Genomic DNA, 23,632 nt, shown 5'->3' on the forward strand with positions numbered 1-23,632 from the left:
GGCGCTTCAGCGCGAGGCGCGCGAAGCGCGCGGTGTGCGCGGCGCGCTGCCGAAGATGCTGCGCAGCCACGCCGCAAAGCGCGTGAAGCCGTCGTACGGTTCGTCGATGAAAAGCTCCGGCCGCAGCGAGCGCAGATATTCGAGCAGTTGCTGTGCTTCCTGCTTCTGAATCGATCCGTAGAAGATGCCGAGCCGCAGCAGCGCCCGCAGTTCGCCGAGCTTTTCGCGCGCAGCCGAGCCGACGTTCGTTTCGACTGCGATCTTTGCTTCGAATACGCGCTGGCGCAGTGAATCGGCAACACGCCAGGCGGGCGTCTGCATTTTCTGTTCGACTTCGCGGATATCCATCGCCGCGGACTTGATCTGCGAGGCGAGCACGTCTACCTGCGATGCATCGCCGTTGGCTTCCGTGACGATGGCCGTCGCCCACTCGCGCGAAGCCTTCACCAGATCTTCGGCGCTCCAGTCCGAGCGGATCGCGAACGCGAAACCGTGCTCGGCCGCCTGCCGGATCAGAATTTCGACGACGTCCGGGAACTCCTTGTCGAGCGCGCGCTTGGCCCACGCATACTGGCCGTGCGTGAGCATGCGCTGCACGGCCTGCTCGGTGAGGGGCGTGTCGTTGTCGAGCAGCTTCGCGCGCAGATAGTCCTCGAACGACGGCGTGATGAACTGCGGGTCGAGCTTGAGCGACAGACGCAGGAACGCCTCGAAGTCGCGATTCAGCGACGCGATGGTCTCGTCGCGCAACGAAAGGGTGATTTGACGCATGTCGGTTTCCGGTTCCGCGCTCGGCTGGCCCGAGGGCGGGAAGTGCTGTCGGCCCGCCGCGCGGGCGGAGTCCATTCGTTTCAGATAACGGCGGGCCGGCCGGAAACTTGAGGGCTCTTGAAAGGCGCCTCGGTTTGGCGTTTAGCGCAGCACGACGAGCTGCCAGACGAAGAACACGCCGAGCGACACGGCGATCGTCAGCAGCGCGCGGCGCGTGAGCGCGCATACGACGATGGCGACCGCCGCCGCGACGAGTTGCGGATTGCGCCACGTCAGTTCGGCGCCGTTGCCGTGCGGCGAAACGGTCATCGGCACGATGATGGCGGTGAGCACCGTCACCGGCACGAAGCCGAGCGCCGTGCGCACGACGGGTGCGAACGACAGCCGTTCGCCGAGCACGAACACGGCCGCCCGAATCAGGTAGGTGACGAGCGCCATGCCGACGATCAGGACCACGTAGTTCATTGCGCGCGCTCCTTCGCGTCTTTCATGCGCGGTTTGGGTTCGATGACCGTCAACAGCAAGCCGACGCCGACGCCCGCGAGCACCGCCGCGAGCAGCCCGAGCTTATACGGCCAGCCTTGCCACGCGAACGACAGCACACCCGAGGCCAGCGCCGCCGCGACGAAGCGCAGCGCCACGAGTTGCGGCACGATGATCGCGATGAATGTGGCGACCATCGCGAAATCGAGGCCGAGCGATTTCAGGCCCGGAAACGCGGCGCCGAAGAAAAGCCCGATGAGCGTCCATGCTTGCCAGTTGACATACATCGCGAGGCCGGAACCGAGGAAGTAGTGCGGTCCCGTCTCGCCCGGCGCGCGCGCCCGATAGTGCGTGTAGGCGACGGCGAACACTTCGTCGGTCAGAAGCCCCGCCAGCGCCCAGCGCCAGCGCGCGGGCAGATGCGCGACGTAGGGCGCGAGCGTCGCCGAATAGAGCACATGGCGCAGATTGACGACGAAGGTCGTCGCCCAGATGACGGCAAAGCTCGCGTGTCCCGCGATCATGCCGACCGCAATGAACTGCGCCGAGCCGGCGAAGACCACGAGCGACATCAGCTGGCCGTGCCAGAGCGCGAGCGGACTGGCCGTGACGAGCGTGCCGAAGATCACGCCGAAGGGCGCGGCGCCGATCATCATCGGAATGGTGTCGCGTGCGCCGGCGGCGAGTTCCCGCCAGGCGTTGCCGGATGGTGCGTTCAAGATCGTCCTCCTGATGCGTGGAGGATAAGACGGCGTGCGTGCGAAGGCTTGTACGTTCTTGCGGTGGCGCCCCGCCGATCACCGCCAGCGCCCCGGCGCGACCCCGAACGCCCGCTTGAAATGCCGCGTGAAGTGGCTCTGATCGGTGAACCCGCTGGCCGCCGCGACATGCGCGACGGACGCCCCCGCGCGCAACGCAGGCAGCGCCCGCGCAATCCGCAACTGATTACGCCACGCATGCGGCGCGAGACCGGTTTCCCGCGTGAAAAGCCGCGCCGCGTGAAAGGTCGAGAGGCCGACCGTGCGCGCCAGTTCGGCGAGCGTGACGGGTTCGAGCAGATCGTCGGCGAGGCGGGATTTCATCGTGGCGACGCGGACGGCATCGGCGGCGGGCGGCGCGCACGACGGGCGTTCCCGCGCATGCCTTGCGAGCAGCGTCATGACGGCATCGACGAGCGCCGTTTCGGCGGCGAGCGGATCGGCGCGCGCGGCATCGCTCGTCAGGCTTTCCAGCGCCCGATGCGCGCGCAAGAGCCGGCGGGCGAGGTCGTCATCGCGGATGATGTCGGCTGCGAACCAAGGCGACGGGGCGTGCGGCGACAATTCGCACGCCAGCCCTTCGACGAACGGCACCGGCAGATAGAACACGCGATAACGCCATCCCGAATCGACGGCCCGTGCGCCCGTATGCACCTCTCCGGGATTGATGACCGGCACCGATCCCGCTTCCGCCACATGATGCGCGCCGCGATAGTCGTAGCACTCCGCGCCCGCTTCGATGACAGGCACCGTGTACGCGTCGTGCCAGTGCGGCGTGAACGCGTGGTCGTAGTACTCGGCCGTGACCATGTCCGCGTCCGGCACGAGCGGCGAGCGCCAGTACCGCGCGGCGTTGCGAAAGCGTGGTGCGGTCATCGGTAGATGCGCGGGCTTGAGGGCTAATCTCTCAGTCTACCGCTTCATCGTGCGGCGCAAAGCGCGGCGAGTGCATTCCGCGGATGCTGCCGGATGGCGTCGCCTCGGCCATCGTGCTCACTGCACTTGTGCGGGCCGCGACGACGCGGCTCGCTCACTTGACCGGAATCGTCGTGCCTTCGGGCACCGGCACTGCCGTGACACTGTTCTTCCCGCTGCCGCTCGTGACGCGGTCGCTGTACGTCAGATACACGAGCGTGTTGCGCTTCGTATCGACGATACGCACCACATGCAGCGTCTTGAAGATGAACGACATCCGATCCGTGAACACGTCGGTCTTCTGTTTGAGCGGCTGTGCGATCTTGATCGGCGCGACCTGACGGCATGCGATGGAAGCCTCGGTCGGGTCTTCAGCGATGCCGAGCGTGCCCTTGACGCCGCCCGTGCGCGCCCGCGACACGTAGCACGTCACGCCCGAGACGAGCGGGTCGTCGTAGGCTTCGACGCTCACGCGGTCCGAGCCGGTCAAGCGGAAGTTGGTGTTGACGCTCGCGATTTCCTCGGCGTGCGCGAGCCTTGCGCCGAAGAGAAGCAGGAGCGATGCGGTCAAAGCAAACGGTGCGGCGCGTTTCATCGGCATCTCACGGGGAAAAAGAAAAGGGCGTCGTATTGTAGCGACGCCCTTCGTTGCTTCCGCTGCGTGCGGTTCCCGCATCAATGGAAAATCAGATAAAGGATCACCAGCACCACGACCGGCACACCGAGCAGCCATCCGAGCAGGTAAGGCATGTCGTCCTCCTTTCGCATTTGTTTTCGACGATTCCAGTATCGCGGAGCGCGAAAGCTCGCGTTAGCAGTGTGTGTCCGAAATGCGTGTAGGCGTTGTCCTATCGGGTCTTACGGCGGCGTTACGGATTCGTCATGCCATCATGGGATACGGCGTCGCGCATTTTCTTTGCCGGCCGGTCGCGATAAAGCGCGCGCACGTAGTCCAGATGAGCGCCCGCGCAGTCGCGCGCCCGCGCCGGATCGCGCGCCACGATGGCATCGAGCATCGCGCGATGCTGCCCAAGCAGGTCGGCTTCCACGGCGTCGTCGTAATCGACGAGGCGATGCGACGTGAGCATCGACTCGCGCATCACTTCGTTCAGTCCGTGCATCACGTGCGTCAGCGCGATGTTGTGCGTCGCGTCTGCAATGGCGAGATGGAACGCCGCGTCTTTCTCCGCGATGCGCGTGCTTCTCTGCTCGACCGCGGCCTGCAGCGCATCGAAGGCGGCGGCGATGCGCGCCAGATCGGCATCGGTGGCGCGCTCGGCGGCGTAGGCCGTGGCGAGCGTTTCCAGGCCGTGACGCAGTTCGAGCACGTCGGCGCTCGCGTCGGGCTGTTGTTCGAGCAGCGCAGCAAGCGGATGCGAGACGAGCGGCGCTGTGACATCCGACACGACGAAACCGCCGCGCCCCGCCGCGCGGATGAATCCGTCCGATTCGAGACGAATGAGCGCCTCGCGCAAGGACGGCCGCGACACGTTCAACTGCTCCGCGAGATCGCGCTCGGCGGGCAGGCGCTGGCCGGGCAGCAGCGTGCCGTTCGAAATGAGCTGGCGAATCTGGCCGGACACGACATCGGAGAGGCGCACGCGGGCGTAGGCGTGAGAGTGGACGGGCTGGAAGGTCATCGTTCGGTGCGACGCTGTGCGAGGCTTTGGATTACCCTAGTTTGACACGAAAGCGCCGCATCCCTAAAGTCTTGGTCAGACCAAGCAGACCAACGCGGACGCTCCGCAAACCGATCCCCATGAAAGTTGCCCTGTTCGTGCCTTGTTTCATCGATGCCTTTTATCCGCAGATCGGCATCGCCACGCTGGAATTGCTGGAGCGGCTCGGCCTCGATGTCGACTATCCGCAAGACCAGACGTGCTGCGGACAGCCGATGGCCAATAGCGGCGCGCACGCCGACGCCGCCGGCGCGGAGCGCGTGTTCGCCCGCAACTTCGCGGACTATGACTATGTGGTCGGGCCGTCGGCGAGTTGTACGCATCACGTGCGCGAGCATTTCACGGCCATCGAGCAGACGAGTGCGGTGCAGAAGGTGCGCAAAAGCACCTATGAACTGGTCGAATTCCTGCACGACGTTTTGCAGGTGCGCGACTTCCCGTGGGCCGAGTTTCCGCATCGCGTCGGGCTGCACAACAGTTGCAGCGCGGTCCGGCATCTGCGCGAGACATCGAATTCGGAAGTCGCGGGCACGCCGTTTTCGAAGCCTCGCGCGTTGCTCGAACGCGTGAAGGGCATCGAGTTCGTCTCGCCCGCGCGGCCGGACGAATGCTGCGGCTTCGGCGGCACGTTCTCCGTCACCGAAGAGGCCGTGTCGGTGCGCATGGGACAGGACAAGGTGCGCGATCACATCGGCGCGGGCGCGGAGTACATTGTCTCGGGCGACATGTCGTGTCTCATGCATCAGCAGGGCTGCGCGGAGCGCATGAAGCTCGACGCGAAGTTCATCCACATTGCGCAGGTTCTGAACGGAGCGCGGGCATGACGAAGACCGTTCGCATCGATCATGCTAAGGCTGCGGGCGCGTTCCTGCAGAAGACGGATCACGTGGCGTTCCACGACAAGCGGCTCTGGGACTTGCGTTCGAAGCGCGACGCGCAGGCGCACGGTATTCCCGAGTGGGAAACGCTGCGCGATCTGGCCTCGGGCATCAAGGAACACACGCTGTCCCATCTCGCCGACTATCTCGCGCAGTTCGCGGATCAGGCGGAGAAGAACGGCGTCGTCGTGCATTTCGCGGCGGACGCGGAAGAGCATAACGCGCTCGTCTACCAGCTGATGAGCGAGCGCGGCATGACCACGCTCGTCAAAAGCAAGTCGATGCTCACCGACGAATGCTACATGCGCGACTATCTGGAGCCGCGCGGCATCACGGTGATGGAAACCGATCTGGGCGAGCGCATCCAGCAGCTCGATCATCAGGACCCGAGCCATATGGTCGTGCCGGCCGTCCACAAGCTGCGCGCGGACGTGGCCGAACTGTTCGGCAAGACCATCGGCACCGATCCGAAGAACAGCGACATTCACTATCTCGCGGAAAGCCAGCGCATGAACACACGGCCGTACTTCGTGCGCGAGAAGACGGCCGGGATGACCGGCTGCAACTTCGCGGTGGCGGAGACGGGCACGGTCGTCGTCTGCACGAACGAGGGCAACGCGGATCTGTCCGCGAACGTGCCGCCGCTGCATATCGCGTCCATCGGCATCGAGAAGCTGATTCCGAGCATCGCCGATCTCGGCGTGTTCGTGCGGATGCTTTCGCGCAGCGCGCTCGGCTCGCCGATCACGCAGTACACGTCGCACTTTCGCGCGCCGCGGCCGGGCACGGAGATGCACTTCATTCTCGTCGACAACGGCCGCTCCGAGCGGCTCGCACTCGACGATTTCTGGTATTCGCTCAAGTGCATTCGCTGCGGCGCGTGCATGAACACGTGTCCGGTGTATCGGCGAAGCGGCGGGCTCTCGTACGGCGGCACGTATTCGGGGCCGATCGGCGCGATCATCAATCCGACTTACGACCTCAAGCGCTACAGCAGCCTGCCGTTCGCCTCGACGCTCAACGGCAGTTGCACGAACGTCTGCCCGACGAAGGTCAACATTCACGAGCAGATCTACAAGTGGCGCGCGGTGATTGCGGAGCGTCACGAAGTGCCGTTCGTGAAGCAGGAAGTGCTGAAGATGGCGGGGCGTCTGCTCGCGAGCCCGACGCTGTATCGCGCGACGGTGGCGTCGCTCGGCGGCGCGTTGAAGCGGCTGCCGAACTTCGTGCTGTACAACCCGCTCAACATCTGGGGACGCGGGCGCGACTTGCCCGAAGCGCCCGCCGAGACCTTCCACGAGTGGTACAAGAAAAATCGGAAGCCCGCCAAATGACGACCCGTGATGCCTTTCTCGCGAAAATTCGCGCCGCGCAGCCCGCAGCGCGTCCGCGTCCCGAATTGCCGATTTTCCCGTCGCCCGAAGGCGATCTGCAGACGCGCTTCATCGCCGCGCTGACGGCGATGGGCGGCACAACGGCGCACGCGCATAGCCTCGACGAAGTGAAGGAGATGATCGCCGCGCGTTTCGGCGCGGATGCGGTGGTGGCCTCCGCCGTGCCGGGTATCGAAGGCACGCGCGTGCTCTCGCCGGAAACGTCGCCCGCGTCGCTACAGGATGTCGATGTGGGCGTCGTGCGCGGGCGCTTCGGCGTCGCGGAGACGGGGTCCGTGTGGTTCAGCGAAGACGAGTACGTCGTCAATTCGATCGGCTATCTCGTGCAGCATCTCGTCGTGCTGCTCGATCCGGCGGAGCTTGTCGACGGCTTGCAGCAGGTGTACCGACGGCCCGACTTCCAGTCGGCGCGCTACGCCGTGCTGGTGACGGGTCCGTCCGCGACGGCGGATATCGAAGGCGTGCTGATTCGCGGCGCGCAGGGCGTGCGCTCGCTGACCGTCGTGTGGATTCAGTAGCGCCAGAAGATTGCCACCGCGATGCCGCCGAACAGCAGCCACTTCACGATGTAATACACGGTCCGGTTCCACGCCTTGAGCCGCTTGCCGACGAGCCGAACCGAATACAGATACTTGAACGCGCGATTCAATCCGCCGGTGCGGTCGCCGGTTTCGTTCGGCGAGGCCGCCGCGCGCATCAGAAAGCCGCCGACCGCGTTGTTCACTGCCTGCGCCCAGCGGTATTTCATCGGCCGCTCGATATCGCAGAACAAAATGATGCGCTCTTTGTCCGTCGTGTTCTCGGCCCAGTGCAGATAGGTTTCGTCGAAGACGACTTCCTCGCCGTCGCGCCACGAGTACCGCTCGCCATCCACGACGATCGCGCAGCCGTCGTCGTTCGGCGTCACGAGCCCGAGGTGATAGCGCAGCGACCCGGCGTACGGATCGCGATGCAGCGTGAGCGTGCCGCCGGGCGGCAGCATGGCAAACATCGCGGCTTTCACGCTCGGGATGTTTTGAAGGATCGAGAGCGTCTTCGGGCATACGGCGACCGCCGACGGATGCGGCCGGTCGTACCACTTTAGATAGAAGCGCCGCCAGCCGCGCCGGAAGAACGAGTTGAAGCCGATGTCGTTGTACGCGCCAGCCGCCTGGATTTTGCTCGCCTCATGCAGCGCGAGCGCTTCGGCGCGAATCGTCTGCCAGTGCGCCTTGATCGGCGCGAGATCCGGAAAAAGCGACGGCTGAAGGTACGGCGTGGAAGGCACGCGCGAAAAGAGATAGACGAAGCCGTTCACGGGCGACATGAACGTCGAGTGGTCGGAAAGCTGCCGGAAAAAACCGTGGCGAACCTTGCCCCGCCAGTGCGTGTATGCAGCACACGCAATAAAGATCACGAGAACTAGCCAGCGCATGTGCGGTTGCCCCTTCGCGTCGCCGTCGATAGTTGTGTCACAAGAAGTGACAAAATTATACAAACGGAAACGGAGTGTCTGCTTAAACCACCCGATGCAACGCCGACGGACGTTCAGAAAGCAAAAAGCCCAGTCACGTGACTGGGCTTTTTGCTTGGAGCTTTTGGCTCCCCGACCTGGGCTCGAACCAGGGACCTACGGATTAACAGTCCGGCGCTCTACCGACTGAGCTATCGGGGAACATCTACAACGGTGATACTGAATAAAAAGCCCAGTGAATTGACTGGGCTTTGCTGAATTTTTTTGGCTCCCCGACCTGGGCTCGAACCAGGGACCTACGGATTAACAGTCCGGCGCTCTACCGACTGAGCTATCGGGGAACATCTACAGCAGAGAAGCGGAATTATAGGGAGCGTCTCTTACCCTGTCAACGCCGATTCTTCACTCGAAACACCTTTTTGCACCGGCGCGAACTCGTCCTAGCACTGACCGCAGAAGCCGACCGCAGAAGGACGCCCGTTCGCCTCAACGCTCCAGCAGGTTCAGTTTGTCCTTCACGTCCTTGAATTCGTCGGCTTCGGGCAGCGGCGCTTTCGTCTTCGTGATGCTCGGCCAGTTGCGCGCGAGGTCCGCGTTCAGTTCGATGAACTGCTGCTGGTCGCCGGGCACGTCTTCTTCGGCGTATATGGCATTCACAGGGCACTCGGCCACGCACACGGCGCAGTCGATGCACTCGTCCGGATCGATCGCGAGAAAGTTGGGACCTTCACGGAAGCAATCCACCGGGCACACATCCACACAGTCGGTGTAGCGGCACTTGATGCAGCTTTCGGTCACAACGTGAGTCATTCAGGCTCCTGCATGCGCAATTCGTGGAGGCGGCGTCCGGCAGGCTATGTGGCCCAGGGCGAGTTCGCGCGCCGAAACGCGTATTGTAGCGTAACGGTCAAAACGGGCGCGAGCGCCGCGGGACGTGCCTTATATCGTTTTGCAATGTATGTATGCGCGGTTGCCAAAAAGGGTCGGCAAGCGTCTTGCCGGCGCGCGCATTCGGGTAACATGGACCAAAGGCACGCCGCAGCAAGACGGCGCGCGGTCTCATCGCTCGATGTTCCAGTCAAACCATGATCATCAATTCGCTGCTCGACACCGACCTCTACAAGTTCACGATGATGCAGGTCGTGCTGCATCACTTCCCGGCTGCGCACGTGGAATATCGGTTCCGCTGCCGCACGCCGAATGTCGATCTCGTGCCGTACATCGACGAGATTCGCGACGAAGTGCGCCAACTGTGCAATCTGCGCTTCCGTGAAGAAGAGCTCGACTATCTGCGGCGCATGCGCTTCATGAAGAGCGATTTCATCGACTTCCTCGCGCTCTTTCATCTCAACGAGAAGTCCATTCAGATCTCGCCGTCGCCGAAGAACAACGGCGAAATCGACATTCTGATCGAAGGTCCGTGGCTGCATACGATTCTCTTCGAGATTCCGGTGCTCGCCATCGTCAACGAAGTCTACTTCCGCAACACGCAGCGCCAGCCGGAGTACGAAACCGGGCGCGAGCGCCTGCGCGACAAGATCAAGCTGCTCGCCACGCCGCCCGAGTATTCCGACTGCAAGATCGCCGATTACGGCACGCGCCGCCGTTTTTCGAAGCAGTGGCATGAGGAAGTGGTGCTGACGCTCAAGGAGCGGCTCGGCGAACAGTTCGCGGGCACGAGCAACGTGTTCTACGCGATGAAGCACGGCCTGCGTCCGCTCGGCACGATGGCGCACGAATACTTGCAGGCGTGTCAGGCGTTGGGACCCCGCCTGCGCGATTCGCAGATCTTCGGCTTCGAAATGTGGGCGAAGGAATATCGCGGCGACCTCGGTATCGCGCTGTCGGACGTGTACGGCATGAAGGCGTTCCTGCGCGACTTCGACATGTACTTCTGCAAGCTCTTCGACGGCGCGCGCCACGATTCGGGCGATCCGTTCGACTGGGGCGAGCGTCTCATCAAGCATTACGAAGAAAACCGCTGCGACCCGCGCACGAAGGTGCTCGTCTTCTCGGACGCGCTCGATATTCCCAAAGTGCTGCAACTCTACGAGCGTTTCCGTGGCCGCTGTCAGCTCGCGTTCGGCGTCGGCACGAATCTCACGAACGATCTCGGCTATCAGCCGCTGCAGATCGTCATCAAGATGGTCCGCTGCAACGGCCAGCCGGTGGCGAAGCTCTCCGATTCGCCGGGCAAGAACATGTGCGACGACAAAGCGTATCTCGCCTATCTGCGGCAGGTGTTCGGCATCGAGCAGCCGGTCGAGGAAAGCTGACACCGCGCGCGGCCTATGCCGTTCGGGCGAGGTCCGCGCGCGCGGACCGGTCGATATAATCGGCTTCGCGTGGCGGTTGCATGGCCGCGACGTTCCCACGCTTCAATCACGAGGACGGCACCATGGACACATCGGCCGCGCGCCGCAACATTCTCGCGCGCATTCGCAGCGCGCAGGGCAGGCAAGGCGCGCCGACCGACGCCGAGCGTGCCGCCGCCGAAGAGTATCTCGCGCGTCATCCCGCTGGGCCGCGTCCGCCGCTTCCGGTCACGCGCGACGAACTGATCGCGCGCTTTCGTCTCGAGGCCGAGCGTCTTTCGACGAGCGTCGCCGAAGTCGAGACGCTGGCCGATGCCCCGGCCGAAGCCGCACGCTATCTGGACACACTGCAGCTTTCGCGCGAGGTCGTCGCGTGGCCCGCGCTCGCTGATTTGCCGTGGCGCGAAGCGGGCATCGCGGCGTCGCTGCGCAAGCCGGTGGATGCGGACCTCGTCGGGATCACCGGCTGCTTTTGCGCGGCTGCGGAGACCGGCTCCATCGTGCTCCTGTCAGGGCCCGAGACGCCCGCGTCGGGCGCGCTTCTGCCGCAGACGCATATTGCCATCGTACCGGCGTCGCGCATCGTGGCCGCGCATGAAGACGCGTTCGCGCTGATGCGTGCCGAGCGGGGCGAGCTGCCGCGTGCCGTCAACTTCATTTCCGGGCCGTCCCGCACCGGCGATATCGAGCAGACCATCGTGCTCGGCGCGCACGGCCCGTATCGCGTCCATGCGATCATCGTGCGGGGAGCGTAAGGACAGTGCCGCGTTTCGTTTGGGGTTTTCTGCTATCGCTCTGCGCGATGTCCGATGCTTCGGCCGCCGCACTCGACGGCGCTTCCTTGTCTGCGACATGGTGCATTCCGTTCATCGGCATACTGCTGTCCATTGCGGTGTTTCCACTCGTCGCAAGCAAGCTGTGGCATTCCCATTTCGGCAAGATAGCGGCGGCGTGGGCGCTGGCGTTCCTCGTGCCGTTCGCGTTTGCGTACGGCATCGGCACGGCGTTCGGCGTGCTCGTCCACGCGATGCTCGAAGAGTACGTGCCGTTCATCATTCTGCTTGCCGCACTCTATACGGTGGCGGGCGGCATCTGCGTGCAAGGCAATCTGCACGGCTCGCCGCGCGTCAACACAGCGCTGATTGCCCTCGGCACGGTGCTCGCGAGCATCATGGGGACGACGGGCGCGGCCATGCTGCTGATCCGCCCGCTCCTGCGTGCCAACGACAATCGCAAGCATGTCGTGCACGTCGTGGTGTTCTTCATTTTTCTCGTGGCGAATGCGGGCGGCTCGCTCTCACCGCTCGGCGATCCACCGCTCTTTCTCGGTTTCCTGAACGGCGTCGGTTTCTTCTGGACGACGCTGCATCTCGCGCCGCCGATGCTTTTCATCTGCGGCGTGCTGCTCGTGCTGTTCTACGCGCTCGACAGCTATTACTGGCGCAGCAGGGAAGAAGCGCGAAAGCCGTTTCTCGATCCGACGCCGGACACGCCGAGGCTCGGCATCGACGGCAAGATCAATCTCGTGCTGATGGCGGTCATCGTTGCGCTCGTGTTGATGAGCGGCTTATGGAAGCCGGGCGTCGAATTCAACGTGTTCGGCACGCCTGTCGAATTGCAGAACGTTCTTCGGGACGCCGCACTCGTCGTCGTGCTGTTGGCTTCGCTCGCGCTGACGCCCGAGCGCGCCCGCGCAGGCAATGCGTTCGACTGGGCGCCTATCGTGGAAGTCGCCAAGCTCTTCGCGGCCATCTTCGTGACCATCGCGCCGGTCATCATGATCCTGCGCGCGGGCGAGGCGGGCGCGTTCGACGCGATCGTGCGCGCGGTGTCGGACGCCAACGGCAGGCCGATCGACATCGCCTACTTCTGGACGACGGGCCTGCTGTCGTCCTTCCTCGACAACGCGCCGACCTATCTTGTGTTCTTCAACCTCGCGGGCGGCGACGCAGAGACGCTCATGACCACGGGCGCCACGACGCTCGCGGCGATCTCGGCCGGCGCAGTGTTCATGGGCGCGAACTCGTATATCGGCAATGCGCCGAATTTCATGGTGAAGGCCATCGCGGAATCGCGCGGCGTGCGCATGCCGGGTTTCTTCGGCTATCTCGGCTGGTCCTGCCTCGTGCTGTTGCCGCTTTTCGCCGTCACCGGCTGGCTATTTTTCTAGGAGCATGCGATGAAGAAAGTGCTTGTGGCTCGTCCTACGTTTCCTGATGTGATCGAGCGCCTGAAACAGTATTTCGAAGTCGACGTGAACCTCGGCGACGTGCTGCCGCAAGACGAATTCGCGCGCCGTCTCGCCGACAAGGACGGCGCATTCACGGCCGGCGAGGTGGTCGGCGAGAAGGAACTGGCGGGCGCGCCGAACCTCAAAGCGGTGGCGAACATGGCGGTCGGCTACAACAACTTCGACATGCAGGCGTTCGACGCCCACAAGGTGCTCGGCACCAATACGCCGCATGTGCTCAACGAAAGCACGGCCGATTTCGGCTGGGCGCTGATGATGGCGGCGGCGCGCCGCGTCACCGAGTCGGAGCACTTCCTGCGCGCGGGAAAATGGCAGAAGTGGTCGTTCGATTCGTTTCTCGGCGTCGACGTGTACGGCTCGACGCTCGGCGTGATCGGCATGGGACGCATCGGGCAGGCGCTTGCGCGGCGTGCGAGCGGCTTCAACATGCGCGTGATCTATCACAACCGCTCGCGCGTCGCGCCCGAGATCGAGGCGCAGCTCAATGCGGAGTACGCGTCGAAGGAAGATTTGCTCAAGCGCGCGGATCACGTCGTGCTCGTGCTGCCGTACTCGAAGGAAAGCCACCACACGATCGGCGCGGCCGAGCTTGCGCTGATGAAGCCAACGGCCACGCTGACGAACATCGCGCGCGGCGGAATCGTCGATGACGCGGCGCTGATCGAAGCGCTGCGCGACAAGCGCATCGCGGCGGCCGGCATCGACGTGTTCGAAGGCGAGCCGAATCTGAATCCCGGTTTCCTCGCGCTCGAGAACGTCGTGCTCACGCCGCATATCGCGAGCGCGACCGAGACGACGCGTCGCGCGATGGCGAACCTTGCTGCCGACAATCTGATCGCCGCGTTGGGCCAAGGCCCGCGCGCGGGCAATCCGCCGAATCCGATCAACCCTGGCGTGCTCGGCTCATGATCGAACTGCTGTACGGCGCAATCGCGTTGCTGGCGGTCGCGCTCGTCGTCGCGTTGGTTGCGCTCGCCGCGGTCATGCGGCGTGGCGCGCATGTCGATATCGACGAGGAATTCGCCGCGCTCACCGATCGCGTGAACGACATGGGTGAGGCGCATGCACGCGCGCAGGAGCGGCTCGAACGGGGGCTTCGTGGCGATATCGCGGAACACGCGCGCGTTTCGCGCATGGAATCGCAGGGCGGCTTCTCGCAATTTCATCAGACGCTCGCGACGCAATTGGCGAGCACGTCCAGCGTGCAGAACGCACAGTTCGACGCCCTGGCGCAGCAGCTCGCGCAGCAAAGCCAGCAGGCGCGCGAGGACCAGGGCAACGCGCTGAAGCGCTTCGCCGATTCCATGACGCTGCATCTCGCGCAGCTTTCCGAAGCCAACGACCGGCGCCTGACGGAAGTCCGCGCGACGCTGGAAGCGCGTCTGAAGGACATCGAAGCGAACAACGCCGCGAAACTCGACGAAATGCGCCGCACCGTGGACGAGAAACTGCACGCGACGCTGGAGCAGCGGCTCGGCGAGTCGTTCCGGCTCGTGTCGGAGAGGCTGGAGCAGGTGCATCGCGGGCTGGGGGAAATGCAGTCGCTGGCCGCGGGCGTCGGCGATCTGAAGAAGGTGCTCACCAACGTCAAGACGCGCGGCATCTGGGGCGAGGTGCAGCTCGAATCGCTGCTGGAGCAGTTGCTCACGCCCGATCAGTACGCCAAGAACGTCGCGACGGTGCCGAACAGCAACGAACGCGTCGAGTTCGCGATCAAGCTGCCGGGGCGGCATGACGCGCCGGGTATCGCCGGTTCATCGGGCGATGTGGCTACGCCGGTGTGGTTGCCCATCGACGCCAAGTTTCCGCGCGAAGACTACGAGCGTCTTATCGACGCGCAGGAGCGCGCCGATCCTGTCGCGGTCGAAGAAGCGTCGCGCGCACTCGAAGGGCGTTTGCGCGCCGAGGCGCGGGCGATCGCGCAGAAGTACGTCGCGCCGCCTTACACGACCGACTTCGCGTTGCTCTTTCTGCCGACCGAAGGCTTGTACGCCGAAGTGCTGCGTCGTCCGGGCCTGAGCGACTTCTTACAGCGCGAGTATCGCGTGAGCGTGGCCGGCCCGACGACGCTCACCGCGCTGCTCAACAGTTTGCAAATGGGATTCCGGACGCTCGCCATCGAGAAGCGGTCGAGCGAAGTCTGGCAGGTGCTCGGCGCGGTAAAGACGGAGTTCGGCAAGTTCGGCGACGTGCTCGCGCGCACGAAGGCGCAACTTGAAACCGTCACGCGGTCGATCGAAGCGGCGCAGACGCGCACGCGTCAGATGGGCAAGCGCCTGCGCGACGTCGAGGCGCTGCCGCACGAAAAGGCGGCGGGCGTGCTGGGCGATCTGTCGTCCTCACCCGAAAGCGACGACGACTTGTGAAGCGCGCTCAACCCGCGCCGTTCGCGAGACGATCCAGCGAATCGCCGGTGATGCGCACGACGCGCCAGTCCGGCAGCACGGTCGCGTCCATCTTCTCGTAGAAGTCGATGGCGTTCTGATTCCAGTCCAGCACCGACCATTCGAAGCGTCCGCACTGGCGCTCGACAGCGAGCGCGGCCAGTTTCTTCAGCATCATCGTGCCGACGCCGCTTCCGCGCAGCGCCGGGCGCACGTAGAGGTCTTCGAGATACAGACCGCGCTTGCCGAGAAACGTCGAGAAGTTGTGGAAGAAGAGGGCATAGCCGACGACTTCGCCCGCCTGTTCGGCGACGAGCGCCTCCGCCGCCGGGCGCGCGCCGAAGAGCGCGTCGCGCAAGCCGTCTTCCGTCGCGACGAAGAGGTGCGTGAGCTTTTCGAACTCCGCGAGTTCGCGCATCAGGCCGACAATCGCGCCGGTATCGGCGGGCGCGGCCGGACGAATCGACGCGGCGCTCATGCTTCTTCCGGTGCGTCGGACAGCACAATTTCGATGCCGCCGAAGCGCGACGCCACCCAGTTATAGGCGTGGCACGCAATCCACAGCAGGACGAAGCCGAGGATCGCGTTGAGCAAGAGCGCGCTCGTGACCGTGCTCACTTCGACCGAGCCGTAGCGCACGAATGCGACAACCACGCCGAGCAGCACGATGGGCACGCTGAACGTCAGGTAGACGAGAATCAGCGCCTTGGCCGTCTGTCCCGGTGCAATGGATGAGATCTGCTTTTTCATGGGAGGAGAGCCCCGTCTGTCGATAGTTGGAATGTGGGTCGCCGCGGCTTCGCGCATGGTTGGGTCGCTGTGAGTTGTCAGATAAGGCCGTCGAACGGCACGATGTTCACTTCGTCGCCCGCGTCGATATCGGCGCGGTCGTGTTCGAGCACGATGAAACAGTTTGCCTCGCTCATCGAACTCAGCACGCCCGAACCTTGCGGGCCGGTCGTGACGACACTCCAGCGCCCCGCGCCGTCGCGGGTGGCGATGCCGCGCTGGAACTCGGTGCGGCCTGGGCGTTTTCTGATGGGTGCAGCGGAGCGCGCGCGAATCACCGTCGGTTCTTGCCGCGTCGCGCCGGACATAGCGATCAGCGCCTCGCGCACGATGAAATAGAACGTCGCCATGACCGCGACCGGGTTGCCCGGCAAGCCGAAGAAGAGCGCGGACTTGCCCATGCCCGCGCGCGGACCGGACCACAGCCGGCCGAATGCGAGTGGCCGCCCGGGGCGCATGGCGATTTTCCAGAACGCGACGTCGCCGAGCGAGTTCATCAGTTCGCGCGTGAAGTCGGCGTCGCCGACCGAGACGCCGCCCGAACTGACGACCACGTCCGCCGCTTCGGTCGCCTCGCGCAACGCTTTTTCGAGCGACGCGCGGTCGTCGCGGACGATGCCGAGATCCACGGTTTCGACGCCGAGCCGGCGCAGCATCGCGAAAAGCGTGTAGCGGTTGCTGTCGTAAAGCGTGCCCGGCGTCAGCGGTTCGCCGACGGCGCGTAGCTCATCGCCCGTGGAGAAGAACGCGACGACGAGCCGTTTCTGCACATTCACTTCGGCGATGCCGAGCGACGCCAGCAAGCCGAGATCCGACGCCCGCACGACGCGGCCCGCGCGCAACGCGGGTTTGCCGCGCGCGAGATCTTCGCCCGACAGCCGCCGGTTCTGGCCCACGCGGACGGCGTCGGCGGCGAAGCAGATGGCGTCGCCTTCGCGCGTGACGAGTTCCTGCGGCACGACGGTGTCGCAGCCCTCGGGCATCAACGCGCCGGTCATGATGCGCACGCATTCGCCTGCGGCCGGTTGCCCGGCGAACGGCCGTCCGGCGAGCGCCGCGCCCGCGACGTTCAGCGTCAAAGACTGCTTGGCCGACGACAGCGCCGCGCCGGAAAACGCGTAGCCGTCCATCGCGGAGTTGTCGAAGGCGGGGACGTCGATGGGCGAGGTCACGTCCTCTGCGAGCACGCGGTTCAGCGCATCGAAGAGTCCGACGCGCTCGACGCGCTCCGCCCGCCCGCGCGGCATCGCCCATTGACGCACGATTTCCTGCGCGGCCTCGACGGGCAACGCGTCTGGATCGTAGTGAGCGACGCAACCGGACAGTGGCTTCAACGTGGTCATGAACAGGGGTGAGGCGCGCTCTGCGCCGGGCGAGGAAGCGGCAAAGGCCGCGTGACGAAAGGCCGCCGGAGGCTGGCGCAACGCTGTGCGAGCGCCGGTAGCTTCTACCGGCGCTCCAGCTCGGCTAGCTGGCGTAAATCATTGATATTGTAAAACGCTCGATCATCGTGAAATGGCACTTGCACCGCCTTGTGGCGCGCGTACCACGCGCGCACCTTCCGTTCGCCGGACGCGAGCCGGGCGTCGAGATCGTCGGCAAGTGAGGTGCGCACGAGCGCGAAGACCGGATGCGCGATGCGCTCCCCGCACGGTTCGATCGTCGCGGCATACGCGATGTCGGCGCGTTCGGCGTCGAGCGCTTCGCCGAGCATGTGGCCGAGCCGTTGATCGACGAATGGAGCGTCGCACGGCGCAAGCAGCACGAATTCGGTCTGCGCTGCGCGCAGCGCCGCGGCGATGCCTGCGAGCGGTCCGGGGTAGTCGCCGAGCGCGTCCACGATTACGCGGGCGCCGAACGGCGCGGCAAGTGCCGAATATGCCTCGATGTTTCGATTGGCGCTGATCAGCATGGCGCTCGCTTGCGGCGCGAGGCAGCGCAGCACATGAAGCGCGAGCGGTTCGCCGCGGAACGGCTGCATGCCTTTGTCGACGCCGCCCATGCGCGACCCTTGCCCGCCCGCGAGCACGAGCCCGGTGACGTTCGATGCCGACGCGGCGCGCGCAGTTGCATTCACGTGCGATGCGTCCAGTCAGCCGCCGATGTACGACATTTCCACGCGCGGACCGTCTTCCCGCGAGGCCGCCGACGCGCTGCCGCGCAACTGCGAGTAGCGGTCGCCGCGCGCTTCCCAGATACGGGCGACGGCGGTGGCCACGTCGTCATCGCTTGCGCCGCCGCGAATGAGCGCGCGAAGATCGTGGCCCGAGGTGGCGAAGAGGCACAGATACAGCTTACCTTCCGTGGAAAGCCGCGCGCGGGTGCACGAGCCGCAGAAAGCCCGCGTCACGCTCGAGATCACGCCGATTTCGCCGCTTCCATCGCGATAACCCCAGCGTTGCGCGGTCTCGGCGGCGGTGTGCGCTTCCAGTGGCGCGAGCGGGAAGTGCGCGGCGATCCGCTCGACCACCTGCGCGGACGGCAGCACTTCGTCCATGTTCCAGCCGTTGGACGCGCCGACATCCATGTATTCGATGAAGCGCAGAACGACGCCGCTGCCTTTGAAGTGGCGCGCCATCGGCACGATTTCCTGATCGTTTGTGCCACGTTTGACGACCATGTTGACCTTGACCGGCGCGAGACCGGCTGCCTGCGCCGCCGCGATGCCGTCCAGCACGTCGGCCACGGCGAAGTCGGCGTCGTTCATGCGGCGGAAGAGGGCGTCGTCGAGCGCGTCGAGGCTAACCGTCACGCGTGAAAGGCCCGCGTCCTTCAGCGATTGAGCCTTGCGTGCGAGCAGCGATCCGTTGGTGGTGAGCGTGATGTCGAGCGGCCGGCCCTGCGGTGTGCGCAGTTTTGCGAGCCGGTCGATCAGGAATTCGATGTTTTTGCGCAGAAGCGGCTCGCCGCCCGTGAGCCGGATCTTCTCGACGCCGTGCGCGACGAACACGCGCGCGAGCCGTTCGATTTCCTCGAACGACAGCAGCGCGGAATGCGGCAGGAACGGGTAGTCCTTGTCGAACACGTCGCGCGGCATGCAGTAGACGCAGCGGAAGTTGCAGCGATCCGTGACCGAGATGCGCAAGTCGCGCAAGGGGCGTGCGAGCGTGTCCGTCAGCAAGCCGGATGGCGCTGCGGCGGCGCCGGAGAAATCCGGGATCGCGCTGACATCGGCTAACGGAATGATGCGTCGGGACATGGTTGCTCGGAGCTTCGGTCGAATAGGCAAGCAGCCCATTTTAGCGGAAGCGCGCGAATCCGGCCGGGCGCGGCGGGGCTCGCTGGGCCGGGCTTTCCACTACTGCTCCAAGAAAAAACGCCATCGACTCGGCGTCGATGGCGTTTTTGCGTGCTGCTTCGCGCGGCCTCGACAACAAGGCCGCGCGCCCGGTCAATGCGCGCTCTTGCCAGTTTCCACTTGCTGCATCGGCGCGGTATCGAGCGGCGGGAGCGGCTTGCGCTCGCGCGGCGCGCGCATCGGCGCCGGTTCCTGCGCGGCGGCGGCGTTGGCCGCGCGCAGCTTGTCGGCGTCCGTGTTCACCCAGACGAGGCCGGCGGTGTCGAGCATCGGCTTCAACGCGTCCGTTCCCGTCGACGATGCGGCGGGCGTCGGCTGCGTCGCGGCAGGCTTCACCGGTTCGGAGACGACAGGCTCGGGCGTTGGCTGCGTCGTCGCTTCGGGCTGCGCGACAGGCGTGGCTTCCGTCTGAATCGGCTCCACCGCGGTTGCAGCCGGCGTCGAAGCGATCGCGGCGGTCTTCACCGGCTCGGACACTTCGGGTGCTGCCGGTGCTGCCGGTGCCGTTTCGGTGTGGCTCGCGGCTTCGACAGCCTTCGGCGCGTCCTCGGCGACGGGCGCGAACGGATCGGCCGGCTTCGTTTCCGCAACCTTCTGCGACGGCCCGAACGGGTTCTCCACGGCCGGCGCCGCTGCGGGCTTCGCGAAGATATCGGGCGCGGGCTGCAAATTCGCCTTTGCTTCGACCTTCGGTTCTTCCTTCGCCTCGTCCTTCGCCTCTTCCTTCACTTCGGACGGCTCGGCTTGTGCAGCTTGTACGGCTTGCACCGGCTCCGCTTCGCGGCTTTGCGCGGCCTCGGACTCGACCGCGACCGGACGCGGTTCACGGCGAGCGGCGGCTTCCTGCGCAGCTTCGGCGTCGAAGACACCGGCTTGCGCGGACGTGCTTTCGGCTGCACCTTCGGCTTCCGCCACATCGGCGGCGTGGTTCACGGTCATGCCTTCTTCATCGCGATCACGACGGCCGCCACGGCGACCACGGCGACGACGACGGCGCTCTTCGCCTTCACGTGCGGCTGCGGCCTGATCGGCAGAAAGCGCATCGACGTCTTGCTGCAAAGCGTCGGCATTGAGCGGCGTGGTGTCCGCGATATCCGATGCTGCCGTCTCGCCCTGCGTCAATGCCTCGACGGCGGCTTCCGGCTGCGGCTTGCGACGCTCGCCGCGTTCCGCGCGCTCGGGGCGTTCTGCACGCTCCGTGCGCTCGCCACGGTCGGCGCGGTCAGCACGCTCGCCACGGTCAGGACGCTCGCGGCGTTCCTGACGCTCGGCCGCATCCGGACGCGGTGCGCGTTCGGCGCCGCGTTCCTGGCCGCGATCGCGCGGTTCACGCGCCTCGCGCGGTTCACGGGCTTCGCGCGGTTCGCGGGTTTCACGCGGCTCGCGTGCTTCGCGGGGTTCACGTGCCTCGCGCGGTTCCCGAGCTTCACGCGGCTCGCGGACTTCGCGCAGTTCACGGCCTTCTCGTCCTTCACGTGCCTCGCGCGGCTCCCGGCCTTCACGCGTGCCACGCGCTTCGCGATCTTCGCGTCGCGCAGGCTGGCGTGCCGCACCGTTGCCGCCGGTCGTCGCGCCGTTGGCAGCGACGCCTTCACGGCCCGCGCCACTGCGGCGATTGCGGTTGCGATCGCCGCTGCCCGCACGTTCGCCACGCTCGCCGCGTTCGGCACGCTCGCGCTGCGGACGCGCCGCCGGTTGCGCTTCGACAGGCGCCGGAGCCGGCTTCACTTCGGGCTGGATGCCGAACAGATTCTTGATCCACGCGATGAAACCGCCGCTCGCCGGCACGGGCACGGGCGCCGGAGCGGGCGCGGCCTCGACCGGCGCGGGCTTGACGGGCGCGCTCGGCGCGGGCTTCTCGGGCGTGATGCCCTTCACCGCCGCTTCCTGCTTCGGCTTCACTTCTTCGGCGCGCTTGCTGTAGCCGGTCTCGGATTCGAGTTCGCTCGCCGCTTCGACGGCCATCTTCCACGAGGCGCGCGGATCGTCGAGGCGCGCATCGTCGTGACGCAGGCGCTCCAGCTTGTAATGCGGCGTCTCCAGGTGCTTGTTCGGAATCAGAACGACGTTCACCTTGAAGCGCGACTCGATCTTGTTGATTTCCGAGCGCTTTTCGTTCAGCAGGAAGGCGGTCACTTCGACCGGCACCTGGCAATGAATTGCCGCGGTGTTCTCCTTCATCGCTTCTTCCTGAATGATCCGCAGCACTTGCAGCGCGGACGATTCGGTATCGCGGATATGACCCGTGCCGTTGCAGCGCGGGCAGGTGACGTGGCTGCCTTCCGACAGCGCCGGACGCAGCCGCTGACGCGACAGCTCCATCAGACCGAAGCGCGAAATCTTGCCCATTTGCACGCGCGCACGGTCGTGCTTGAGCGCGTCTTTCAGGCGCTGCTCGACTTCGCGCTGGCTCTTGGCCGACTCCATGTCGATGAAGTCGATCACGATGAGGCCGCCCAGATCGCGCAGACGCAACTGGCGCGCGACTTCGTCGGCGGCTTCGAGATTGGTGCGCGTGGCGGTTTCTTCGATATCCGCGCCCTTGGTGGCGCGAGCCGAGTTCACGTCGATGGCGACGAGCGCCTCGGTGTGATCGATCACGATCGCGCCGCCCGAGGGCAGCGGCACCGTGCGCGAGTACGCCGTTTCGATCTGATGCTCGATCTGGAAGCGCGAGAAGAGCGGCACGTCGTCGTGATACCGCTTCACCTTTTGCAGGTTGTCGGGCATCACGATGTCCATGAAGGCGCGCGCCTGGTCATGGATTTCGGTCGTGTCGATGAGAATTTCGCCGATATCCGGCTGGAAGTAGTCGCGAATCGCGCGGATGACGAGGCTCGACTCGAGATAAATGAGCATCGGCTGGCCAGCGACGCCGCTTTGCGACGCGGCTTCGATGGCGCGCCACAGTTGCATCAGGTAGTTCAGGTCCCACTGCAGCTCTTCCGCCGAACGGCCGATACCGGCCGTGCGCGCGATGATGCTCATGCCTTCCGGCAGTTCGAGCTGCGCCATGGTTTCGCGCAGTTCCTGCCGCTCGTCGCCCTCGATTCTGCGCGACACGCCGCCGCCACGCGGGTTGTTCGGCATCAGCACGAGATAGCGGCCGGCCAGCGAAATGAACGTGGTCAGCGCCGCGCCCTTGTTGCCGCGCTCTTCCTTCTCGACCTGAACGATGAGTTCCTGTCCTTCGCGCAGCGCGTCCTGGATGCGTGCGGAGCGCATCTCGACGCCGTCGCGGAAATACTGGCGGGCGACTTCCTTGAACGGCAGAAAGCCGTGGCGGTCTTCGCCGTAGTTGACGAAGCAGGCTTCGAGCGACGGCTCGATGCGGGTGACGACTCCCTTGTAGATGTTGCCTTTGCGCTGTTCGCGCCCGGCGGTTTCGATGTCGATGTCGATGAGCTTCTGTCCATCGACGATGGCGACGCGCAGTTCTTCTTGCTGCGTCGCATTGAACAGCATGCGTTTCATTGAACGGCTCCAGAGCGGCTTTGACCCTTCCTCGTCTGGCGAATCGGCGCGGATTCGAACATCGGCGCGCGAAGCGGGAGGGCGGGCGTGCCACGCTTTTTGTGTTGTCACAAAAGCACGCCGGAGCGGATTTTAGGCGGGAGAATTGCCGAAAGCTGGCATCGGGCCGACGAACGCGGCGGCCGGGCCATGGGGCACATGCGACAACGGAAGGCGCACAGAGGCGATGCGGCCCGTGGCAAGGACGAACGGCGGCGCGGGGGCTGTCCGCGTCTCGAAATGGACGCGCCGAAGCCACTGCGCTCTTTCAACAGAGCCTTTCCCTCGCGACGGCGCCCGCGAAAGGAAGGGCGGTGTCGCGCAAACCGGCGCGATGCTTCGTTACCGACCTTCGTGATCGCGGACCTGCCGCGCGGCAGCCGCGGGCTACGTGCTCCCGCCTGCTGGCCGTGTCTCGCCTCGTTGCGGCGTTTCTTGCATCTCGCGCTTCGCAGGAATCAGCGCAGCAGCGAGACGCGTCGCCGTTGTTCGCAAATCGGCGAGCCTCGATGTGCCCTCTCAGCCCTTCGCTCGATGGCAGGGCTGAATCGGGCGGGCAGCCGGTTGAACGCCCGGACGCCATCGTTTCTCGCCGATGAAATTCTTTTTGACCAAAAATCCGTTACCGATCGGCGATCGACCCGACCGAACGCGCCTGTGGGCTCCGTCCCTGCCGGTGATATCGCCGTGCGTGCAACTCGTTGCTCGATTTTCCGGGCGAGCAACCGGCCCTGGGCGCAAGTAAAATAAT

General features: G+C 65.2%; 22 protein-coding genes and 2 tRNA genes. 8 read left to right on the top strand and 16 right to left on the bottom strand.

Translation table 11 applies throughout. The annotated features are described in order from the left end of the window. Positions 1-6: 6 nt before the first annotated feature. The 6 genes from P9239_RS08635 to P9239_RS08660 all read right to left on the bottom strand — a co-directional run bounded on the left by P9239_RS08635 (position 7) and on the right by P9239_RS08660 (position 4,567). Complete coding sequence (locus P9239_RS08635; RefSeq protein ID WP_309750071.1) at positions 7-771, bottom strand: DUF4088 family protein; 765 nt, start codon at positions 769-771, stop codon at positions 7-9. Positions 772-912: 141 nt separating this feature from the next. Next, positions 913-1,236, bottom strand: coding sequence for an AzlD domain-containing protein (locus P9239_RS08640; RefSeq protein ID WP_309750072.1), 324 nt, complete (start codon positions 1,234-1,236; stop codon positions 913-915). Then, positions 1,233-1,910, bottom strand: coding sequence for an AzlC family ABC transporter permease (locus P9239_RS08645; RefSeq protein WP_309753945.1), 678 nt, complete (start codon positions 1,908-1,910; stop codon positions 1,233-1,235). The genes P9239_RS08640 and P9239_RS08645 overlap by 4 nt, the downstream gene beginning before the upstream one ends. A 141-nt stretch (positions 1,911-2,051) precedes the next feature. Then, positions 2,052-2,888 (bottom strand): AraC family transcriptional regulator, encoded by an 837-nt coding sequence (locus tag P9239_RS08650; protein ID WP_309750073.1) that lies wholly within the window; start codon positions 2,886-2,888, stop codon positions 2,052-2,054. Positions 2,889-3,042: 154 nt separating this feature from the next. Continuing rightward, a complete protein-coding gene (locus tag P9239_RS08655) occupies positions 3,043-3,528 on the bottom strand; it encodes a CreA family protein (RefSeq protein WP_404980057.1) in 486 nt (161 codons plus the stop codon). Between the two features lie 268 nt (positions 3,529-3,796). Next, on the bottom strand, positions 3,797-4,567 hold the full coding sequence (locus P9239_RS08660) for a FadR/GntR family transcriptional regulator (RefSeq protein ID WP_309750075.1): 771 nt from the start codon (positions 4,565-4,567) through the stop codon (positions 3,797-3,799). Positions 4,568-4,686: 119 nt separating this feature from the next. Between P9239_RS08660 and P9239_RS08665 the strand changes: the two genes are divergently transcribed. The 3 genes from P9239_RS08665 to P9239_RS08675 are packed head-to-tail and all read left to right on the top strand — an operon-like array spanning position 4,687 to position 7,396. Continuing rightward, positions 4,687-5,430, top strand: coding sequence for a (Fe-S)-binding protein (locus P9239_RS08665; protein WP_309750076.1), 744 nt, complete (start codon positions 4,687-4,689; stop codon positions 5,428-5,430). Further along, a complete protein-coding gene (locus tag P9239_RS08670) occupies positions 5,427-6,818 on the top strand; it encodes a lactate utilization protein B (protein ID WP_309750077.1) in 1,392 nt (463 codons plus the stop codon). Before P9239_RS08665 ends, P9239_RS08670 begins: the two co-directional genes overlap by 4 nt. Further along, positions 6,815-7,396 (top strand): LUD domain-containing protein, encoded by a 582-nt coding sequence (locus P9239_RS08675; RefSeq protein WP_309750078.1) that lies wholly within the window; start codon positions 6,815-6,817, stop codon positions 7,394-7,396. The genes P9239_RS08670 and P9239_RS08675 overlap by 4 nt, the downstream gene beginning before the upstream one ends. Here P9239_RS08675 and lpxO read toward each other — a convergent pair. The 4 genes from lpxO to fdxA all read right to left on the bottom strand — a co-directional run bounded on the left by lpxO (position 7,390) and on the right by fdxA (position 9,141). Continuing rightward, positions 7,390-8,292, bottom strand: a complete 903-nt coding sequence (gene lpxO / locus P9239_RS08680) for a lipid A hydroxylase LpxO (protein WP_309750079.1) — start codon at positions 8,290-8,292, stop codon at positions 7,390-7,392. The two genes, P9239_RS08675 and lpxO, sit on opposite strands and share 7 nt — an antisense overlap. 164 nt (positions 8,293-8,456) lie before the next feature. Beyond that, positions 8,457-8,532, bottom strand: a tRNA-Asn gene (locus P9239_RS08685). A gap of 64 nt (positions 8,533-8,596) precedes the next feature. After that, a tRNA-Asn gene (locus P9239_RS08690) sits at positions 8,597-8,672 on the bottom strand. A gap of 145 nt (positions 8,673-8,817) precedes the next feature. After that, positions 8,818-9,141: a ferredoxin FdxA gene (fdxA, locus tag P9239_RS08695; protein WP_175944513.1), complete on the bottom strand. Its 324-nt coding sequence runs from the start codon at positions 9,139-9,141 to the stop codon at positions 8,818-8,820. A gap of 275 nt (positions 9,142-9,416) precedes the next feature. Here fdxA and pncB point away from each other — a divergent pair, with 275 nt between their 5' ends. From pncB to P9239_RS08720, 5 genes are all read left to right on the top strand, one after another. After that, positions 9,417-10,607 (top strand): nicotinate phosphoribosyltransferase, encoded by a 1,191-nt coding sequence (gene pncB, locus P9239_RS08700; RefSeq protein WP_309750080.1) that lies wholly within the window; start codon positions 9,417-9,419, stop codon positions 10,605-10,607. A 122-nt stretch (positions 10,608-10,729) separates the two neighbouring features. Beyond that, on the top strand, positions 10,730-11,401 hold the full coding sequence (locus P9239_RS08705) for a lactate utilization protein C (protein ID WP_309750081.1): 672 nt from the start codon (positions 10,730-10,732) through the stop codon (positions 11,399-11,401). Positions 11,402-11,448: 47 nt separating this feature from the next. Next, a complete protein-coding gene (locus P9239_RS08710; RefSeq protein WP_309750082.1) occupies positions 11,449-12,816 on the top strand; it encodes a sodium:proton antiporter in 1,368 nt (455 codons plus the stop codon). A gap of 9 nt (positions 12,817-12,825) precedes the next feature. Beyond that, positions 12,826-13,806 (top strand): D-glycerate dehydrogenase, encoded by a 981-nt coding sequence (locus tag P9239_RS08715; protein ID WP_309750083.1) that lies wholly within the window; start codon positions 12,826-12,828, stop codon positions 13,804-13,806. Beyond that, positions 13,803-15,263 carry a DNA recombination protein RmuC gene (locus P9239_RS08720; RefSeq protein ID WP_309750084.1) on the top strand — a complete coding sequence of 487 codons (1,461 nt, stop codon included), beginning with the start codon at positions 13,803-13,805 and terminating at the stop codon, positions 15,261-15,263. The genes P9239_RS08715 and P9239_RS08720 overlap by 4 nt, the downstream gene beginning before the upstream one ends. A 7-nt stretch (positions 15,264-15,270) precedes the next feature. On the opposite strand, the gene P9239_RS08725 is transcribed toward P9239_RS08720, so the two are convergent. The 6 genes from P9239_RS08725 to P9239_RS08750 all read right to left on the bottom strand — a co-directional run bounded on the left by P9239_RS08725 (position 15,271) and on the right by P9239_RS08750 (position 22,842). Continuing rightward, positions 15,271-15,759: a GNAT family N-acetyltransferase gene (locus tag P9239_RS08725; RefSeq protein ID WP_309750085.1), complete on the bottom strand. Its 489-nt coding sequence runs from the start codon at positions 15,757-15,759 to the stop codon at positions 15,271-15,273. Then, complete coding sequence (locus tag P9239_RS08730; protein ID WP_049655276.1) at positions 15,756-16,031, bottom strand: hypothetical protein; 276 nt, start codon at positions 16,029-16,031, stop codon at positions 15,756-15,758. Before P9239_RS08730 ends, P9239_RS08725 begins: the two co-directional genes overlap by 4 nt. Before the next feature lie 77 nt (positions 16,032-16,108). Next, positions 16,109-17,413, bottom strand: a complete 1,305-nt coding sequence (gene glp / locus P9239_RS08735) for a gephyrin-like molybdotransferase Glp (RefSeq protein WP_309750086.1) — start codon at positions 17,411-17,413, stop codon at positions 16,109-16,111. 104 nt (positions 17,414-17,517) lie between these two features. Then, entirely contained in the window at positions 17,518-18,072 is a 555-nt protein-coding gene (mobA, locus tag P9239_RS08740; RefSeq protein WP_309753946.1) for a molybdenum cofactor guanylyltransferase MobA, read from the bottom strand. Positions 18,073-18,162: 90 nt separating this feature from the next. Further along, positions 18,163-19,269, bottom strand: coding sequence for a GTP 3',8-cyclase MoaA (gene moaA / locus P9239_RS08745; protein WP_309750087.1), 1,107 nt, complete (start codon positions 19,267-19,269; stop codon positions 18,163-18,165). Between the two features lie 192 nt (positions 19,270-19,461). Further along, positions 19,462-22,842 (bottom strand): Rne/Rng family ribonuclease, encoded by a 3,381-nt coding sequence (locus P9239_RS08750; RefSeq protein ID WP_309750088.1) that lies wholly within the window; start codon positions 22,840-22,842, stop codon positions 19,462-19,464. Positions 22,843-23,632: the final 790 nt, after the last annotated feature.

The sequence above is a fragment of the Caballeronia sp. LZ062 genome, assembly GCF_031450785.1.
Lineage (GTDB): Bacteria > Pseudomonadota > Gammaproteobacteria > Burkholderiales > Burkholderiaceae > Caballeronia.

What these genes read in the sequence shown, in the direction of transcription:
- P9239_RS08635 (WP_309750071.1), bottom strand. Translation starts at nt 771, where the DNA reads ATGCGTCAAATCACCCTTTCGTTGCGCGACGAGACCATCGCGTCGCTG.
- P9239_RS08640 (WP_309750072.1), bottom strand. Translation starts at nt 1,236, where the DNA reads ATGAACTACGTGGTCCTGATCGTCGGCATGGCGCTCGTCACCTACCTG.
- P9239_RS08645 (WP_309753945.1), bottom strand. Translation starts at nt 1,910, where the DNA reads ATGATGATCGGCGCCGCGCCCTTCGGCGTGATCTTCGGCACGCTCGTC.
- P9239_RS08650 (WP_309750073.1), bottom strand. Translation starts at nt 2,888, where the DNA reads ATGACCGCACCACGCTTTCGCAACGCCGCGCGGTACTGGCGCTCGCCG.
- P9239_RS08655 (WP_404980057.1), bottom strand. Translation starts at nt 3,528, where the DNA reads ATGCCGATGAAACGCGCCGCACCGTTTGCTTTGACCGCATCGCTCCTG.
- P9239_RS08660 (WP_309750075.1), bottom strand. Translation starts at nt 4,567, where the DNA reads ATGACCTTCCAGCCCGTCCACTCTCACGCCTACGCCCGCGTGCGCCTC.
- P9239_RS08665 (WP_309750076.1), top strand. Translation starts at nt 4,687, where the DNA reads ATGAAAGTTGCCCTGTTCGTGCCTTGTTTCATCGATGCCTTTTATCCG.
- P9239_RS08670 (WP_309750077.1), top strand. Translation starts at nt 5,427, where the DNA reads ATGACGAAGACCGTTCGCATCGATCATGCTAAGGCTGCGGGCGCGTTC.
- P9239_RS08675 (WP_309750078.1), top strand. Translation starts at nt 6,815, where the DNA reads ATGACGACCCGTGATGCCTTTCTCGCGAAAATTCGCGCCGCGCAGCCC.
- lpxO (WP_309750079.1), bottom strand. Translation starts at nt 8,292, where the DNA reads ATGCGCTGGCTAGTTCTCGTGATCTTTATTGCGTGTGCTGCATACACG.
- fdxA (WP_175944513.1), bottom strand. Translation starts at nt 9,141, where the DNA reads ATGACTCACGTTGTGACCGAAAGCTGCATCAAGTGCCGCTACACCGAC.
- pncB (WP_309750080.1), top strand. Translation starts at nt 9,417, where the DNA reads ATGATCATCAATTCGCTGCTCGACACCGACCTCTACAAGTTCACGATG.
- P9239_RS08705 (WP_309750081.1), top strand. Translation starts at nt 10,730, where the DNA reads ATGGACACATCGGCCGCGCGCCGCAACATTCTCGCGCGCATTCGCAGC.
- P9239_RS08710 (WP_309750082.1), top strand. Translation starts at nt 11,449, where the DNA reads ATGTCCGATGCTTCGGCCGCCGCACTCGACGGCGCTTCCTTGTCTGCG.
- P9239_RS08715 (WP_309750083.1), top strand. Translation starts at nt 12,826, where the DNA reads ATGAAGAAAGTGCTTGTGGCTCGTCCTACGTTTCCTGATGTGATCGAG.
- P9239_RS08720 (WP_309750084.1), top strand. Translation starts at nt 13,803, where the DNA reads ATGATCGAACTGCTGTACGGCGCAATCGCGTTGCTGGCGGTCGCGCTC.
- P9239_RS08725 (WP_309750085.1), bottom strand. Translation starts at nt 15,759, where the DNA reads ATGAGCGCCGCGTCGATTCGTCCGGCCGCGCCCGCCGATACCGGCGCG.
- P9239_RS08730 (WP_049655276.1), bottom strand. Translation starts at nt 16,031, where the DNA reads ATGAAAAAGCAGATCTCATCCATTGCACCGGGACAGACGGCCAAGGCG.
- glp (WP_309750086.1), bottom strand. Translation starts at nt 17,413, where the DNA reads ATGACCACGTTGAAGCCACTGTCCGGTTGCGTCGCTCACTACGATCCA.
- mobA (WP_309753946.1), bottom strand. Translation starts at nt 18,072, where the DNA reads ATGGGCGGCGTCGACAAAGGCATGCAGCCGTTCCGCGGCGAACCGCTC.
- moaA (WP_309750087.1), bottom strand. Translation starts at nt 19,269, where the DNA reads ATGTCCCGACGCATCATTCCGTTAGCCGATGTCAGCGCGATCCCGGAT.
- P9239_RS08750 (WP_309750088.1), bottom strand. Translation starts at nt 22,842, where the DNA reads ATGAAACGCATGCTGTTCAATGCGACGCAGCAAGAAGAACTGCGCGTC.